The sequence below is a fragment of the Streptomyces laurentii genome (genome assembly GCF_040635425.1).
GTDB lineage: Bacteria > Actinomycetota > Actinomycetes > Streptomycetales > Streptomycetaceae > Streptomyces > Streptomyces laurentii.
Window position 1 is genome coordinate 39,764 of record NZ_JBEYHT010000028.1, and the last position, 14,816, is coordinate 54,579.

A 14,816-nucleotide genomic window follows, 5' to 3' on the forward strand; every position below is an offset into this window, starting at 1 on the left:
AGTCGGGGTATTTTCGTGTTTCATGGGAAGCGACTCGGCTGCCTTCGATGCGGCCCATGACCTGCTGATCCGCTGCGGCGCCGCCGCACTCCCCCATCCCGGCGGCACCCTCCTCGCCCACCTCGGGCGGGTCACCTCCCGCCTCGCCGCCTGGAACGCCCGCCCCGACCTGCGGCTCGCCGGCCTCTGCCACGCCTTCTACGGCACCGACGGCTTCGCCGGCAGCCTGCTCCCCCTGGAGCGGCGCGGCGAACTGGCGGCGGCGATCGGGGCGGAGGCGGAGGAACTGGTCCACTTCTACGCGAGCTGCGACCGGGAATTCTCCTACGCCGGCCTGACCCGCCACGACGGCCTCTTCCGTGACCGCTTCACGGACCGCGCGTTCCTCCCGACGGCACGGCAGCGGGCCGACTTCGCGGAACTCACCGCCGCCAACGAACTCGACCTCGCGGCCGTCGACCCGGAATTCCGCGAACGGTGGGGCGGGGAACTCCTGGAGCTGTTCACCCGGTGGCGGCCGCTGCTGAGCGAGGCGGCGGCCGAGGACGTACGGGGGCTGCTCGCACGGGACGGCGAAGAACGCGCGCCTTCCCGCGCGGGCTCCGGTCAGGTGAGGTCCGCGCCGGGGTCGTGTCACGCGTCGAGCCCTGGGGAGTCTTCGTCGAACTCGGTGGCGTCGAGGGCATGATCAGCGCGGCCGGGCTGTCCTGGGAGCGCTTCGGGCACGACGAGGACGTGGTCGTCGTGCGCGAGGAGCCGGACGTCGAGGTGGCCGCGATCGACCTGCCGACCCGCCGGGTCCGGCTCGTCCCGGCGTGATCCGCGCCGGTGGGACCTGACGGGAGCCCTGGTGCGGGGTCGGACGATGTCAGGCCCGGGTGGTTCGTTGTGCGGTGTCAGCCGCGAGACCTGCTGCTTCGGTCCGCTCATCGGCCTCGCTCCGTGTGGTGGCGGTGAGGTCGGGGCGCAGACGGTGGTGCAGGCAGATGAAGAAGAAGACCAGCGCGAGGGTGAGGAGGATATGGCCCATGCCCGCGATTCCGGAGATCGCGGGGCTGGTGTCCTTGCCGAGCACGGTCAGGGTGCCGTGGACGGTCATGAGGCCGGTGGTGAGGACGAGCCCGGCGTGGTAGGTCCAGAAGAACGCGGAGAAGAACCGGCCGCGGGTCAGGTGCAGGGTCTTCTCCAGGGCGATGGTGATCAGGAAGACCAGCGTGCCGAGGGTGAGCAGGTGGGTGTGGACCACGGCCAGCTGGGTCGGTCCGGTGAAGTCGTTGGCCTTGGTCAGTTCCCGGTAGGAGAGGCCGGCGGCCAGGCCGAGGACGGTGTAGAGGACGGCGGAGTAGTAGAGCTTCCTCATGAGGGGGTGGGCTCCTTGCTTGTGGTGGGGCCGTGGTGTCCGCAGTCGGCGGGGGTGGGGAGCGGGCGGGTGTCGGAGAGCAGGCCGGGCGTGTGGTGGCCCCGGCGAGGCGGCACGCCCCGGCCGGGACCACGGTTCAGCTCTGGGCGGGGACCACAGTTCAGCTCTGGGCGGGGTGGCGGAGGCGGCCGTCGTGGACTTCGGCGATCTGGTCGACGGCGGTGAGGTGGGTGCGGTCGTGGGTGACCAGGACGGTGGCGGTGGCCTGCTGGTGGGTGAGGCGGGTGATCAGGTCGATGATCGCGGCGCCGCGTTCGTGGTCGAGGGCGCTGGTGGGTTCGTCGACCAGGAGGACGGTGGGGTCGTTCATCAGCGCGCGGGCGATGTTGACGCGCTGGCGCTGGCCGCCGGAGAGCTGGTGCGGGCGGCGGCCGGCGAGGTCGGCCAGGCCGACCGCGTCGAGCAGGTCGAGGGCGCGGGTGCGGGCCTTGGCCGGTGAGCGGCCGTCGAGCTGGGCCATGACCTGGAGCTGTTCGGCGGCGGTCAGCGAGGGCAGCAGGTTGGGCTGCTGGAAGACAATGCCGATCTTGTGGCGGCGCAGGTCGGTGAGCTCGCCGCGGCTCATCCCGGTGGTGAGAGTTCCGTCGATGGTGACGGTGCCGCTGTCGGGGGTGATGAGGGTGGCGGCGACGGCCAGGAGGCTGGACTTGCCGGACCCGGAGGGGCCGATCACGGCGGCGAGACTGCCCTTGGGGACGTCCAGCGTGACCTGGTCCAGGGCGGTCAGGCGGCTGTCGCCGTCGGGGTAGGTGAGGGTGATGTCGGTCAGGTTGAGGCTCATCGGGCGCTCCCCAGGGCGGTCAGCGGGTCGACGGAGGTGATGCGGCGGATGGACAGGCCCGCGCCGAGGGCGCCGAGGAGGATCATCACGGCGGCCGGGAACAGAACGGTTGCGGGGGTGAGAAGGAAGGGCACCGCGCTGCCGGAAACGAGCGCCCCGAGACCCGCGGCGATGCCGGTGCCGAGCAGGGTGCCGCCGGCGAGCAGGACCACTGCCTGGCCGAGCGCGTCCTTGAGGAGGTTCGCGGTGGAGGCTCCGAGCGCCTTGAGGACGGCGATGTCGCCGCTGCGCTGGATGGTCCACACGGTGAAGAAGGCGCCGATGACCAGGGCTGAGATGGCGAACAGGAAGCCGCGCATCAGCTGCAGGGAGCCGTTCTCGGAAGTGTAGGAGCCGATCGCGGACAGCGAATCGTCCTTGGAAAGCGTCTTGGTGCCCGCGGCCTTGTCGGCGGCGGCCGTGTCGGTGCCGGAGGTGGTGTTCAGGGCGATCACGGTCGCTACCGGGCCGTCACCGGTGGTGGTGGTGCGTGCGGTCTTCTGCCAGACATCGAGGCTGGTCCAGATCACCGGGGTGTGACTGAAGGAGGCGTCGCCCTTGACGGCGGCCACGGTCAGCTTCTGTCCGGCCAGGGTGAAGGCGTCACCCGCCTTGATGCCGAGGTCGTCGGCGGCCGTCGTGGACAGCACCACCGACCGGCCGTCGATCGTGTCGCCGCCCGGGGCGAGGGGGGAGCCGGGCCGGACTCCGAAGGCGGATACTCCGGTGCTCCGGTCCCCGGCAGTGGCCTTGGTGGTGGTGATGCCCAGCGGTTCGGCGCTGGTGATGCCCGGCGCCTTGGACCACTGCTGCCACTGCTTCTCGGTGACGGTGGAGTTGGCGTACGACACGTCCTGGCCGCCGCTGGGCGCCTGGAAGACGATCTTGTCGGCGGGCAGGCCGGTGATGGCGGAGATGTTCTGCTGGCCCAGTCCGGCGGTCAGACCGGACAGCAGGCCGACCAGCAGGGTGATGAGGACGATGACGGTCCCCATCAGGGCGAAGCGCCCCTTGGCGAACTTGAGGTCTCTCCAGGCGACGAACACGGCTTTGGCCTGCCTCTTTCTGGCGGTGGAAGCGGTATGCCCCCACCATCGCCGTCAGCCCCCCGTGCGCACATCCGGCGCAGGACTGCACTTGGCAGGCCGAAGGACGGCGCGCGAGTTGTAACTTTCGATGGAGGCCGCGTCGGGGCGTGCGTCCTTAGGCTGGAGGCACTGTGAACACCACCGCTCCCTCCCTGACCCCGACCACCCGTGCACTGGCCTGGTGTCTGCACCTGCTGATCGTCGCGCTTCTCGTCCTGGCGGCGGGCCGGGCCGTGGCCGACAGCGAGCCGCACGCCGCGATCACCGTCGCCGTGGCCGCGATGTGCGCCGTGGTGTACGCGGCAGGGCCGGCCCTGCCGCGTATCCGCCGCTCCGCGTGGGCCGCCGCGGTCTGGCTGTTCACCGTGGGTGCCTGCTGGCTGGTGCTGCTGACACTGTCCGCCGACGCCGTCTGGGTGGCCTTCCCGCTGTTCTTCCTCCAGCTCCACCTGCTGCCGCGCCGCGCGGGCCTGGCCGCCGTAGCCGCGACCACGCTCGTGGCGGTCACCGGATTCGCGGCCCACCAGGGTTCCTTCGGCCTCGCCATGGTGATCGGTCCCGCCCTGGGTGCGGCCGTGGCCGTCGCGGTGGTGTGGGGCTACCAGGCCCTGTACCGCGAGAGCGAAGAGCGCCGGAAGCTGATCGAGGAACTCACCGCGACCCGCGCCGACCTGGCCCGCGCCCAGCACACCGCCGGCGTGCTGGCCGAACGCGAACGCCTGGCCCGCGAGATCCACGACACCCTCGCCCAGGGCCTGTCCAGCATCCAGCTGCTGCTGCGCGCCGCCGAACGCGCGCTGCCCAGCGCGGAGGAAAGCCCCGCCGCCCGCTACGTGGACCAGGCACGCCAGGCCGCCGTGGACAACCTGGCCGAAGCCCGGCGCTTCGTCGCCGCACTCACGCCGCCGGCCCTGGAGGACTCCACCGCGGCGGGCGCCCTGGAACGTCTGTGCGCCACCACATCCGCCCGCCACCCCGTCACCGCACGCTTCCACGTCACCGGTGAACCCGTGCCGCTGCCCACCGCGCACGAGGTCGCGCTGTTGCGGGTCGCCCAGTCCGCGCTCGCCAACACCGTCCGTCACGCCGGCGCCACCCGCGTCGAGGTCACCCTCAGCCACCTCGGTGACCATGTCGCCCTCGATGTCGTCGACGACGGCGCCGGCTTCGACCCGGACGGCCTTCCCGCCCCCGACCCTGGCAGCGGCGGCTTCGGCCTGGCCGCCATGCGCGCCCGCGTGCACGCTCTCGACGGCACCCTCACCGTCGAATCCGCGCCCGGCCGCGGCACCGCGCTGGCTGCCCAGCTGCCCCTGTCCGCCCCCGCCGACACAGAACGCGAGGACCACCGGTGACCGATCACCCCATCCGCCTGCTCCTGGCCGACGACCACCCGGTGGTACGGGCCGGGCTGCGTGCCGTTCTGGAGACGGAGCCCGGTCTCGCTGTCGTCGCCGAGGCCGCCACCGCCGAGGACGCGGTCGCCCGCGCGGCCCAGGGCGACATCGACGTCGTCCTCATGGACCTCCAGTTCGGCCGGGGCATGGGCGGCGCCGAAGCCACCGCACAGATCACCGCGCGTCCGGGAGCCCCGCGCGTGCTGGTCGTCACGACCTACGACTCCGACGCGGACACCCTGCCCGCCATCGAGGCCGGCGCCACCGGCTACCTCCTCAAGGACGCCCCGCCCGAAGACCTGGCCGCCGCGGTCCGTACCGCCTTCACCGGCCGGACCACCCTGGCGCCCGCCGTCGCCGACCGGCTCATGAACCGCCTCCGTGCCCCCGCCACGTCACTGACCCGACGCGAGACCGAAGTCCTCTCTCTGGTCGCCGAGGGCCTGTCCAACCAGACGATCGGCCAACGGCTCCATCTCACCGAAGGCACCGTCAAATCCCACCTGGCCCGCATCTACGCCAAACTCGGAACCGACTCGCGCACCGCCGCCGTGGCCACCGCCACCGACCTCGGGCTCATCCGCCGCTGAACGGCCCGGTGCCCGCCGCTCTGGACCATGGGAACACGCAGGGCCGGTTCGGTCCGCACACGAACCACCTCGACCCGGCCGCCCCGGGCCAGGATGCCCGGTTCCCGTTACCTGATCTGCCCGTACGGCGACGGCGGTGAGCACACCGCCGTCGCCGACCGAGCCCCACTGCGACGTGCGGCAGGCGGCTACAGGGCGGGAGTCCGGCTCGGGGCCGCGGCCGGCTGGGGAAGCCTGCCGGTGCGGCGGGCCCAGACTTCGAACGCGACAGTCATGAACGGGGGTACGGCGGCCAGCAGGGCGAAGATCGTGGTCCTGCCCAGCCGCCACTTCAGCCGGATCGCGACCAGCACGGTCAGGAGCACGTAGACGATGAAGGCGGCGCCGTGGACGGCGCCGAAGATCCGTACGCCGAGTTCGGTGGTTTCGGGAACGTACTTGAGGTACATCCCGACCAGCAGACCGGCCCACGTGCACGCTTCGATGACCGCGATCCAGGTGAACGCGCGCAGCAGGCGCCCGGAGCCGGTTTCGGCGGCCCGTGCGGCCGGCACGTCGGCGGCGGGCGGTTCGGAGGCGGGAGTGGAAGGCGTCTGCGGGTTGCCGGGGCGTGCGGGCCACAGGGCGCGGTCGCCGAGCAGGCGGACGAGGGCGGGGACCAGGAGCGGGCGGATGAGGAAGGTGTCCAGCAGGATGCCGAAGGCCATGGCGAAGCCGAACTGGAAGAGTTCGCGGATCGGCTGGGTCATCAGGACGGCGAAGGTCGCGGCGAGGATGAGTCCGGCGGAGGAGACGACGCCGCCGGTGCGGGTCAGGGCGGCGGTGATCGCCTTGGCCGGGGGCTGGGTGCGCAGTTCCTGCTTGAACCGGCTCATGATGAAGATGTTGTAGTCGACGCCGAGGGCGACGAGGAAGACGAAGACGTAGGCGGTGACGCGGTTGCCGATGCCGTCGTCGCCCAGGACGGTCACGGTGAAGAAGGTGGTGGCGCCCAGGGTGGCCAGGAACGACAGGATCAGGGTCGCGACCAGGTAGAGCGGGGCGAGGAGCGAGCGCAGCAGCAGGATCAGGACCGCGGTGACGATGGCCAGGACCAGGAGCACGATGAGGGTCGTGTCGCGGTCGAGAGCGGAGCGGATGTCGGCGTTCTGCGCGCTCTCGCCGCCGACGTACACGGTGGCGTCCCGCAGTCCGGCCCCCGCCGCCGCGTCCCGCGCGGCCTGTTTGAGGGGGTCGATCGCGTCGAGTGCCTTCGAGCTGTACGGGTCGAGGTCGAGGACGACGTCGTAGAAGACGGTCCTGCCGTCCTTGCCCATGCGGGGGGCCGCGACGCGGCTGACGTGATCGGCGTCGGTGAGCGCGGTGGCGATGCCGGCGGGTGCGGGGCTGGAGCGCAGGCTGTCCTGGGAATGGACGACGACGGTGCTGGGGGCGATCTCGCCGGGCCCGAACTCCTCCTGGATGAGGTGCTGCCCGTGCTCCGACTCGGTGGCGGCGCGGAAGCCGCTGAGGGTGTTGAAGCTCTCCTGGTAGCCGAGCAGTCCCGCGCTCAGGACCACGAGCAGTGCGATCACGGCCGAGGCCACCTTGACCGGGGCACGCGCGACCAGGGCGGCGACGCGGTGCCAGATGCCCGCTCCGCGGCTGCGTTCGGCGGCCTTGTCCACGCCCCCGGGCCAGAACACGCCCCTGCCCAGCAGCAGGACCAGGGCGGGGATGAAGGTGAACGCCACCAGCGCCATGACGGCCACGCCCAGGGCGAGGTACGGTCCGAAGCCGTGAAGTGCCGGGGAGACGGCCACGAGCAGGGCGAACATGGCCAGGACGATGGTGGAGGCGCTGGCGAGGACGGACTCGGCGGTGCGGCGCACCGCGGTCTGCATCGCGCGGGCGCGGTCCGGCTCGTCGAGCAGGGTCTCGCGGTAGCGGGCGGTGATGATCAGCGCGTAGTCCGTGCCCACGCCGAACAGCAGCACGGTCATGATCGAGGCGGTCTGGGAGCTGACCGTGATGACCCCGGCGTCCGCGAGGATCGCGCCGAGCGTCTCCGCCACGCGCATCGCCACGCCCACGGCGAGCAGCGGTACGAGCGCCATCAGGGGCGAGCGGTAGATCGCCAGCAGGATGATCAGGACGAGCAGGATGGTGGCCAGCAGCAGGACCTTGTCTCCGCCGCTGAAGACCTTCACGGTGTCGGTGGCGATCCCAGCGGGACCGGTCACGGCGACCTCGGTGGGCCCGGCACGGTCGGACGCGAGGGCACGCACCTCGTCGACCGTGTTCCGGAAGGACTCCTCCGAGGGGCTCCCCTTCATGGGCACGATGACCAGCTGAGCACTACGGTCCTGCGAGACCAGCTCGGCTGCGGCATCGGGAGCGTTCACCGTGGAGACCACGCCCGCGACGTGGTCGGGCCGGCTGGTTCCGGAGAGGGCCGAGGTGATGGCGGCGACCGCCTGCGTGGCGCTCGCCGCGGCGTCGGTGCCCTTGCCGCGGACCACGATGATCGCCGGCGTCGCGTCCTGGCCCGGAAGCTGGGCGCGGACGAGATCGCGGGCCTTCATGGAGTCCGAGGCGGCGGGCGGCAGGTTGGCGGACGCGTTGTCCTCGACGGATTCCAGGGCCGGGGCGACACCGGCGAGGAGGCCCGCGATCAGGACCCAGAAGGCCACCACCACGGCGGCACGCTTCTTCGATCCCAGGAGGCTTCGGAGCACAGGGGAGTTCTTCGGTTGCATCGGGCAGCCTTCGGCAGGAAGCACGGACAGAACTTAGGGACAGGGTGTCTCTAAGTTGCGTCAAGCTAACACGCCCCCTCGGCCGCCCGGGCGTGGGGGTAGGTTGGCGGGAGACGGCACAGCGACCGAGGTGAAGCGGAGAAAATGCCCAAGATCGAGGCCGGCAGCGTCCGGGAGCACCGCGCTCAGCGGCTCGCCCAGCTGATCGACGCGGCCGAGGAGCTCCTGGAAGAGGGCGGCGCCGAAGCCCTCACAGCCGGAGCGGTCGCCGCGCGAGCCGGGATCGCCCGCAACAGCATCTACCGCTACTTCAACTCCATCGACGACCTGCTCGAACTCGTCGTCACCCGCGAATTCCCCGCTTGGATCGACGCGGTGGAGCAGGCCATCGCGGCCGAGACCACGCCCACCGCCCAGGCCGCCGCCTACGTCCGGGCCAACCTCGAACAGGCCGCCCGAGGCACCCACGGCTGGCGGGCCGCGCTCTCGCGCGGCTCACTCTCCCCGTCAGCGAGGGAGCGGGTGAGAAATCTGCACGTCTCGCTCCACGAAGCGCTCGCCCGGGTCGTACGCGAACTGGGGCAGCCGCAGCCCGAGCTGACCGTGGCGGTGCTCCAGGCCGTCGTCGACGCGTGCATCCGCAGAATCGACCAGGGCGACGACCTGGCGACCGTGTCCGACTTCGCGTCGGGAGCGACGCGTCGACTGCTCGCGGACGACGACTCGCCGAAGCGCCCGTGACGCACTCCTCCCGGGCGGCTCGCAGGCCCGTCGACAGCGAAGCCCCGGCAGCCCGATCTTGAGCCGCCCCGGACCGTGCCCCGGACCGCCGCCGGCTCATACGCGGGCAAGAGTCATGGACTGCACACGCGAACTCCACTCCCACAAACGGTCCTTTGCGCGAGCAAGATCAATCACGGGCCGCCGGACCCCCGCCGGACCCGGATTCGTTCGCGGGCGGTGCCGTAGCCGCGATTCCGGGAGGACCATGCGAACGGGGCGGTGGGACCGTACGAGGGGGGAAGCGCATGGTTCGGGCACGTACACGCCGGCGGACGGACGCGGGGGACGCCGGCGAGGAACTGGACGCGTACGCGTACGCCTTCCTCGCGGGCGGCACATTGCGGGTCGCGGAGAGCGCCGTCATCGCGCTCACCGCGCGCGGGATGCTGTCCTTGGGGACCGCCCGGCTGCGGGTCGTCGGCGACGAGCGTCCCGGGCATCCGGTCGAACGCGCGGTGGTCACCGCCTGCCCCCGCAGCAAACCCGTGCGGGACGTGGTCGAGGCCGTCCGGAACTCCCCCGAGGTCGCCGAACTCGCCGCCCGGCTCCTCGCCTTGGGCCTGATCCGCGACTGGCGCCGTCGGCCCACCCGGGCGGGCCGGCGGCGCCTCGACGCCGCCAGGGCCGAGGACGCTCTCCTCCCGGCGTACGTCCTCGACGGTCCGGCCGCCCTTCTCGACCCCGGCCCGACCCAGTACGGCCCGTCGGGCGTCCAGACCCTCCCGGCCGGCCTCGGCCGCACCCTGGTCCGCATGGGCCGGGCCCTCGACCGCGACCGCGAGTACCACGACTCGGACGGCGGCTTCGACGGCGGTGGGAGCGGTGGCGGCGGTTTCGGCTGCGGATCGGGCGGGAGCGAGAGCAGCGGCGGGTGACGGGGCGCTCCCGCTCGGGAAGGCGCGGTGCCGGCGTGACCCGGCCCCGGAAAGGGCCGGCGCGCGGTGACCTACGCGCCGAGGTCGGCGGCGAGGACAGCGTCGACGAAGACCTGGGGCGGACGGTAGCCGTGCGCCGCGACGTAGTGCGTGATCAGGTCCGGGGCGGCGTACGTGATGCCGGACTCGCCCGGGACCCGTATCTCCCCGTTCCCTCTCGGGGCCCCTGACCGGGCCCGCAGGCACAGGTTGCAGACGTGGAAGCCACGGTAGAAGTCCACCCGCCGGACGGCCTCCAGTCTCTCCGCGAAACCCTCGGGAAGAGGACCGCGGGGGTACCGCTTGCGGGCGCCCGGGCAGTACCACTTGCGCGCGCTCAGCCAGCCGATGTTCAGACGGCGGTACGCGGGGCGGAACGCCTCCCGGCCACCCTCCGGCCCCCCGACGGTGTCCGGCCCCCGCCGCCGTGGTCCCTGTGCCCGTAGGCGTACTCGCTGAGATCTTCGTGGAACACCCGCTCATCATCGCCGAACGCGTCCTCGCCGAACAGGCGTTGGAGAGCGGGGGCGTGGATACGCTCGGAGCATGTCTGTGACGATCCATCTCAACTATCCCGCGGCGATACCCGTCGGCCACGTGATCGAGGTGACCGAGTTCGCCGATACCCGGCCCGAGAAGAAGCGCAAGCTCGGGAGCCCCAACCGGGGCGAGCCGTTCCGGATTCCGGTCGTGCTCGACCTGGACACCGGGATCCGGTACATGAACGAGCGGCACACCGCCCACCGAGTCGGCGCCGTCGCCTTCTTCGACGTGCCCGCGTACCCGACCCGGCCGTCGGCCGCCCTCCCCGTCGAGCGCGTCTACCGGGCCCGGGTGACGGCCTGCACGCTGGTGAGGGCGGAAAGCACCGACAGCCTTCTGACCACCCTCATCGCCGATCCCCTCCCGGACGCCGCCCCGGGCTCCTGAGCCCCAGGAATCAGGAGCCGTCCTCGAAGAGCGGGGCGAGCGCCGTGACGAGGCGGTCGGCGAGGGCCTGGCGCGCGGCCAGGACCTCGGGGGCGGGCGCGATGCCTTCCGAACGGCCGGCCTCGGCGTCGAGGTCGGTGTTCCAGTCGACCTCACGGGCGGCGGTCTCGAACACGGGGAGACCGAGGGGTTCGTCCCGGTTGCCCGGCCACTCGTCCGCCGTGCGCATCACCGTCTCCAGGAGCGGGAGGCGCAGCGCGCTGTGCTCGGCGAGAAGGACCGCGTCGTAGAGGTCCTTGACCGCCGGGTACAGGTCGCAGGCCAGCCACATGAGCTTCCAGGCCAGGGAGAGTTCGCGGTCGGCCGCGAGGACGCGGACGCCCGCGACCTCGGTCCGGCGCGGCGGCGTCGGGAGGGGTTCCTGGAAGACGAAGTCGATCTGGACCTGGCCGCCGGGGAGGCCCGGGGCCGTCCACGGGATGACCAGGCGCCGGCCGGGGACCCGCTCGTACGTCCAGATGCGCTCGGATACGGCTTCGGAGGCGGAGAGCGCGAGTCCGGTGCCACGCTCGGCGGCGAGCCGCTCGGCCGCCTCGGCGATGCCGTCGAGCATGGCGTCCGTACGGGCGTCCTCGATGCCCCAGGTGTCGGGGACGACGACGAAGTCGATGTCCTTGGGGGCGCGGGCGGCCGGGCCGAACCAGGCCGACATCAGCATGCTGCCGCGCAGCACGAGCGAGTCCGCCCACGGCGATCCGGCGACGGCCGCGAGGACGAGGTCGAGGGCCGAGCGGCGGGCGGTCTGCCAGCGGGCCCGCAGGCCGGGATCCTCGACCACGCCGTCGCCGGGCCGGAAGGCGTCGTCGAACTGCTTGAGGGCCGGGTCGAAGACGCCGTGCCGGACGGCCGCCTCCCCGACGCCGGCGGTGAGGGTGACGGGCAGGCGGCTCATGCGGTACTCCTCTTCGGCGCGGGCATGGGTCTGGGCACTCGGGAAGGACGGCATCGACGGCGCCGGCAACCACGGGGCGTCGCCGCTCACGCGCTCGCCTCCAGCCAGCCCTCGTCCACCGACAGATCGCTGTCGGACAGGACGAGCTCCCGTTCTTCGGCGACGACCTCGTATCCGGCCGCCAGCAGCGTGGCGGTGAACGTGTCGCAGGCCCCGGCCGCCTCGGCCGCCGGGCCCGGGTGGCGCCGGGTGACGAAGCGTTCGTGCCGGCCGCCCGGGCCCGGCAGGACCCGGCGGGCGTTCCACGAGACGTGCGCGCCGTACGGGACGACGAGGGCTTCGAGCGCGGCGCGGTCGTGGCCGGCGGGCAGCGCCAGCTTGACGTGATGCTCGAAGTAACCGCCGCCCGGGCCCGCCGGTTCCGTGCTCCACGGCACCGTCTCGACCTTGACCCGCACCGGCTCGAACCCGGCCGCGCGCAGCCCGGCCACGACCGCCGGGTGGCCCGTGCGGTCGGGCAGGGTCAGCATCGGCTGGACGGTCATCCGGCCCCGGGCCAGGACGATGGTGCCGAGCTTCAGGCCCCGCTCCGCCGCCCACGCGCCGAGCCGGGCCGCCTCCGCCTCGCTCGGACAACGGACCGTCACATGCGTCTCGTACACCCGGGCGATTCTGGCAGAGGGGGCCGTCACCCGGGTACGGGGTTTCCTCGCACCGCCTCGCCCCGGGTCAGCGGACGGCGGCCAGCTCGTCCAGGAGACGGCGCTTGGGGCGGGCGCCGACCATCGACGTCACGGGTTCGCCGGACCGGAAGACCATCAGGGTCGGCATGGACAGGACGCCGTAGCGGATGACGGTCGCCGGGTTGGTGTCGGCGTCGATCTGGACCACCTTCAGCCGGCCGGCCTCCTCCTCCGCGACCGCGCTCAGCACCGGCGCCAGCTGACGGCACGGGCCGCACCAGTCGGCGGTGAACTCCACGAGCACCGGCAGCTCCGCGCCCAGCACCTCGGTGTCGAAGTCGGCGTCGGTGACCTCGGCCACGCCCTTCGCTCGGATCATCGTCCTCACCCTCCCAGTCCGTGTTCGTGTTCGTGATCGTGATCGTGATCGTGATCGTGTTCGTGATCGTGATCGTGTGCGTCGTCGTCCGGTGTGAGCGCGCAGCGCGGCACGGGGCCGCCCGGCAGTTCCGCCTCGGCGAGCAGCACCTGGGCGCCCAGACGGGCGCGCACGTCCTGGAGCCGGGCGATGATGCCGTCGAGTTCGGCGAGCTTGCGCCGGTAGACGGCGATCGACGCGGGGCACGCGTCGCCCGCCGGATGGCCGGCCCGCAGGCACTCCACGAACGGCCGGGTCTCCTCCAGTTCGAACCCGAAGTCCTGCAGGGTCCGGATCTCCTGGAGGAGCCGCAGGTCGTCCTCGTCGTAGACGCGGTGTCCGTGTTCCGTCCGCCGTGCGGTGAGGAGGCCCCGGGACTCGTAGTACCGCAGAGCCCGCGTGGTCGTCCCCGCCCGCTCGGCCAGTTCGCCGATGCGCATGTCCCCGAACGTACGGCTTGACGCCGACGTCAAGGCAAGGAGCCCAGGCGAACGGGCGAACGGGCGAACGGGCAAGGGCGGCACACCACGCGAACGCCCCCGGCCACGCGCCGCTGCTGCGGCTCGCGACCGGGGGCGTTCGCTCCCGTGGGGGGAAATCAGACGCCGGCGGGCACCTTCGTGTCGCCGTCACCCGACGCGCCACGCTGGTCCGGCACGTCGGCGTCGGCATCGGCGCCGGCGGGCGCGCCGTGGCCGTCGTCGACGAGGGTCGTCTCGTCGAACGGGGCGTGGCCGGCCAGCACCTCGGTCACCCGGGCCTTGTCGATCTCCTTGGTCCAGGTGCCGACGAGGACGGTGGCGACGGCGTTGCCCGCGAAGTTGGTGAGGGCGCGGGCCTCGCTCATGAAGCGGTCGATGCCGACGATCAGGCCGACGCCGTCGACCAGCTCGGGGCGGTGCGACTGCAGGCCGCCGGCCAGGGTCGCGAGGCCGGCGCCGGTGACGCCCGCCGCGCCCTTCGAGGCGATGACCATGAAGACGAGGAGCGAGATCTGCTCGCCGATCTTCAGCGGGTTGCCCATGGCCTCGGCGATGAACAGCGAGGACATCGTCAGGTAGATGGCGGTGCCGTCGAGGTTGAAGGAGTAGCCGGTCGGGACGGTGATGCCGACGACCGGCTTGGAGACGCCCAGGTGCTCCATCTTCGCGATGAGGCGCGGCAGCGCCGACTCGGACGAGGAGGTGGACAGGATGAGCAGGAACTCCCGGCCCAGGTACTTCAGCAGGGAGAAGATGTTCACGCCGGCGATCAGCCGCAGCAGCGCGCCGAGGACGACGAAGACGAACAGCGCGCAGGTGATGTAGAAGCCGATCATGATGACCGCGAGCGACTTCAGGGCGTCGACGCCGGTCGCGCCGACCACGGCGGCCATCGCTCCGAACGCGCCGACCGGGGCGGCCCACATGATCATCGCGAGGATGCGGAAGACCAGCCGCTGGATGTGCCCGATGCCGCGCAGCACCGGCTCGCCGGCCTTGCCCATCGCCTGCAGCGCGAAGCCCGCGAGGAGGGCGACGAGCAGGGTCTGGAGGACCTCGCCCTCGGTGAAGGCGGAGACGATGGTCTTCGGGATGATGCCGAGGATGAAGTCGGACGTGCTCTCGCTGGCGCCCTCGGCCTGCGCGGCACCGGCCTCGGCGAGGTCCTTGGTGAGGTGGAGGCTCGAACCCGGCTCCAGGATGTTGCCGACGACCAGGCCGATGGCGAGGGCCACGGTGGACATGACGAGGAAGTAGCCGAGGGCGAGACCGCCGACCGCGCCGACCTTGGCGGCCTTGCGGACCGAGCCGACGCCGAGCACGATCGTGCAGAAGATGATCGGCGAGATCATCATCTTGATGAGGTTGACGAAGCCGGTGCCGATCGGCTTCAGCTCGACGGCGACGCCGGGCGCCAGGAAGCCGACGGCGATGCCGAGCAGGACGGCGCCGATGACGGCCAGATACAGATAGTGGGTGCGGTCCCGTCGGGCTGCCACGGGTTCCCTCCTCGTACTCGGGGGTGTCCACCTCGCGGTGGACCCCCGCGACTATCCATCAGGCTGTGACCGCCGTCACCGTTGCGTTCGTTTCGTTCACAG

Annotated in this window: 16 protein-coding genes and 1 pseudogene; 7 read left to right on the forward strand and 10 right to left on the reverse strand. The window is 72.0% G+C overall.

Annotated features, from left to right (window positions below; all coding sequences use genetic code 11):
* The first annotated feature begins 22 nt into the window (after positions 1–22).
* Both ABZ693_RS18995 and ABZ693_RS19000 read left to right on the forward strand, forming a co-directional pair.
* On the forward strand, positions 23–688 hold the full coding sequence (locus tag ABZ693_RS18995) for a DUF6817 domain-containing protein (protein ID WP_359878325.1): 666 nt from the start codon (positions 23–25) through the stop codon (positions 686–688).
* Positions 631–819 (forward strand): S1 RNA-binding domain-containing protein, encoded by a 189-nt coding sequence (locus ABZ693_RS19000; protein ID WP_359878327.1) that lies wholly within the window; start codon positions 631–633, stop codon positions 817–819. Before ABZ693_RS18995 ends, ABZ693_RS19000 begins: the two co-directional genes overlap by 58 nt.
* A 49-nt stretch (positions 820–868) precedes the next feature.
* Here the strand turns inward: ABZ693_RS19000 and ABZ693_RS19005 are convergent, their stop codons facing one another.
* From ABZ693_RS19005 to ABZ693_RS19015, 3 genes are all read right to left on the reverse strand, one after another.
* Complete coding sequence (locus ABZ693_RS19005; protein WP_359878329.1) at positions 869–1,360, reverse strand: DUF2871 domain-containing protein; 492 nt, start codon at positions 1,358–1,360, stop codon at positions 869–871.
* A 160-nt stretch (positions 1,361–1,520) separates the two neighbouring features.
* Positions 1,521–2,201, reverse strand: a complete 681-nt coding sequence (locus tag ABZ693_RS19010; protein WP_359878330.1) for an ABC transporter ATP-binding protein — start codon at positions 2,199–2,201, stop codon at positions 1,521–1,523.
* Entirely contained in the window at positions 2,198–3,286 is a 1,089-nt protein-coding gene (locus ABZ693_RS19015) for an ABC transporter permease (protein WP_359878333.1), read from the reverse strand. Before ABZ693_RS19015 ends, ABZ693_RS19010 begins: the two co-directional genes overlap by 4 nt.
* 173 nt (positions 3,287–3,459) lie before the next feature.
* Here ABZ693_RS19015 and ABZ693_RS19020 point away from each other — a divergent pair, with 173 nt between their 5' ends.
* Positions 3,460–4,683: a sensor histidine kinase gene (locus ABZ693_RS19020; RefSeq protein ID WP_359878336.1), complete on the forward strand. Its 1,224-nt coding sequence runs from the start codon at positions 3,460–3,462 to the stop codon at positions 4,681–4,683.
* A complete protein-coding gene (locus tag ABZ693_RS19025) occupies positions 4,680–5,315 on the forward strand; it encodes a response regulator (RefSeq protein ID WP_359878339.1) in 636 nt (211 codons plus the stop codon). The genes ABZ693_RS19020 and ABZ693_RS19025 overlap by 4 nt, the downstream gene beginning before the upstream one ends.
* Positions 5,316–5,503: 188 nt before the next feature.
* On the opposite strand, the gene ABZ693_RS19030 is transcribed toward ABZ693_RS19025, so the two are convergent.
* Entirely contained in the window at positions 5,504–8,032 is a 2,529-nt protein-coding gene (locus ABZ693_RS19030) for an MMPL family transporter (RefSeq protein WP_359878341.1), read from the reverse strand.
* Between the two features lie 165 nt (positions 8,033–8,197).
* Here ABZ693_RS19030 and ABZ693_RS19035 point away from each other — a divergent pair, with 165 nt between their 5' ends.
* Both ABZ693_RS19035 and ABZ693_RS19040 read left to right on the forward strand, forming a co-directional pair.
* Positions 8,198–8,794: a TetR/AcrR family transcriptional regulator gene (locus ABZ693_RS19035; RefSeq protein ID WP_359878344.1), complete on the forward strand. Its 597-nt coding sequence runs from the start codon at positions 8,198–8,200 to the stop codon at positions 8,792–8,794.
* A gap of 287 nt (positions 8,795–9,081) precedes the next feature.
* Positions 9,082–9,711 (forward strand): TIGR04222 domain-containing membrane protein, encoded by a 630-nt coding sequence (locus ABZ693_RS19040; RefSeq protein WP_359878346.1) that lies wholly within the window; start codon positions 9,082–9,084, stop codon positions 9,709–9,711.
* 71 nt (positions 9,712–9,782) lie between these two features.
* Here ABZ693_RS19040 and ABZ693_RS36270 read toward each other — a convergent pair.
* A pseudogene (locus ABZ693_RS36270) lies at positions 9,783–10,118 on the reverse strand (DUF7919 family protein); the annotation flags it as partial.
* Positions 10,119–10,296: 178 nt separating this feature from the next.
* Between ABZ693_RS36270 and ABZ693_RS19050 the strand changes: the two are divergent.
* Positions 10,297–10,680, forward strand: a complete 384-nt coding sequence (locus ABZ693_RS19050) for a hypothetical protein (protein WP_359878351.1) — start codon at positions 10,297–10,299, stop codon at positions 10,678–10,680.
* Positions 10,681–10,690: 10 nt separating this feature from the next.
* Here the strand turns inward: ABZ693_RS19050 and ABZ693_RS19055 are convergent, their stop codons facing one another.
* From ABZ693_RS19055 to ABZ693_RS19075, 5 genes are all read right to left on the reverse strand, one after another.
* Positions 10,691–11,632, reverse strand: coding sequence for a nucleotidyl transferase AbiEii/AbiGii toxin family protein (locus ABZ693_RS19055; protein ID WP_359878354.1), 942 nt, complete (start codon positions 11,630–11,632; stop codon positions 10,691–10,693).
* 86 nt (positions 11,633–11,718) lie between these two features.
* Positions 11,719–12,294, reverse strand: a complete 576-nt coding sequence (locus ABZ693_RS19060; protein ID WP_359878356.1) for a hypothetical protein — start codon at positions 12,292–12,294, stop codon at positions 11,719–11,721.
* 67 nt (positions 12,295–12,361) lie between these two features.
* Positions 12,362–12,694 (reverse strand): thioredoxin, encoded by a 333-nt coding sequence (trxA, locus tag ABZ693_RS19065; RefSeq protein WP_359878359.1) that lies wholly within the window; start codon positions 12,692–12,694, stop codon positions 12,362–12,364.
* A gap of 5 nt (positions 12,695–12,699) precedes the next feature.
* Positions 12,700–13,173: a MerR family transcriptional regulator gene (locus tag ABZ693_RS19070; RefSeq protein ID WP_359878362.1), complete on the reverse strand. Its 474-nt coding sequence runs from the start codon at positions 13,171–13,173 to the stop codon at positions 12,700–12,702.
* A 158-nt stretch (positions 13,174–13,331) separates the two neighbouring features.
* A complete protein-coding gene (locus tag ABZ693_RS19075; protein ID WP_359878364.1) occupies positions 13,332–14,714 on the reverse strand; it encodes a cation:dicarboxylate symporter family transporter in 1,383 nt (460 codons plus the stop codon).
* Between the last annotated feature and the right edge of the window lie 102 nt (positions 14,715–14,816).

What these genes read in the sequence shown, in the direction of transcription:
- ABZ693_RS18995 (WP_359878325.1), top strand. Translation starts at nt 23, where the DNA reads ATGGGAAGCGACTCGGCTGCCTTCGATGCGGCCCATGACCTGCTGATC.
- ABZ693_RS19005 (WP_359878329.1), bottom strand. Translation starts at nt 1,360, where the DNA reads ATGAGGAAGCTCTACTACTCCGCCGTCCTCTACACCGTCCTCGGCCTG.
- ABZ693_RS19010 (WP_359878330.1), bottom strand. Translation starts at nt 2,201, where the DNA reads ATGAGCCTCAACCTGACCGACATCACCCTCACCTACCCCGACGGCGAC.
- ABZ693_RS19035 (WP_359878344.1), top strand. Translation starts at nt 8,198, where the DNA reads ATGCCCAAGATCGAGGCCGGCAGCGTCCGGGAGCACCGCGCTCAGCGG.
- ABZ693_RS19040 (WP_359878346.1), top strand. Translation starts at nt 9,082, where the DNA reads ATGGTTCGGGCACGTACACGCCGGCGGACGGACGCGGGGGACGCCGGC.
- ABZ693_RS19050 (WP_359878351.1), top strand. Translation starts at nt 10,297, where the DNA reads ATGTCTGTGACGATCCATCTCAACTATCCCGCGGCGATACCCGTCGGC.
- ABZ693_RS19055 (WP_359878354.1), bottom strand. Translation starts at nt 11,632, where the DNA reads ATGAGCCGCCTGCCCGTCACCCTCACCGCCGGCGTCGGGGAGGCGGCC.
- trxA (WP_359878359.1), bottom strand. Translation starts at nt 12,694, where the DNA reads ATGATCCGAGCGAAGGGCGTGGCCGAGGTCACCGACGCCGACTTCGAC.
- ABZ693_RS19070 (WP_359878362.1), bottom strand. Translation starts at nt 13,173, where the DNA reads ATGCGCATCGGCGAACTGGCCGAGCGGGCGGGGACGACCACGCGGGCT.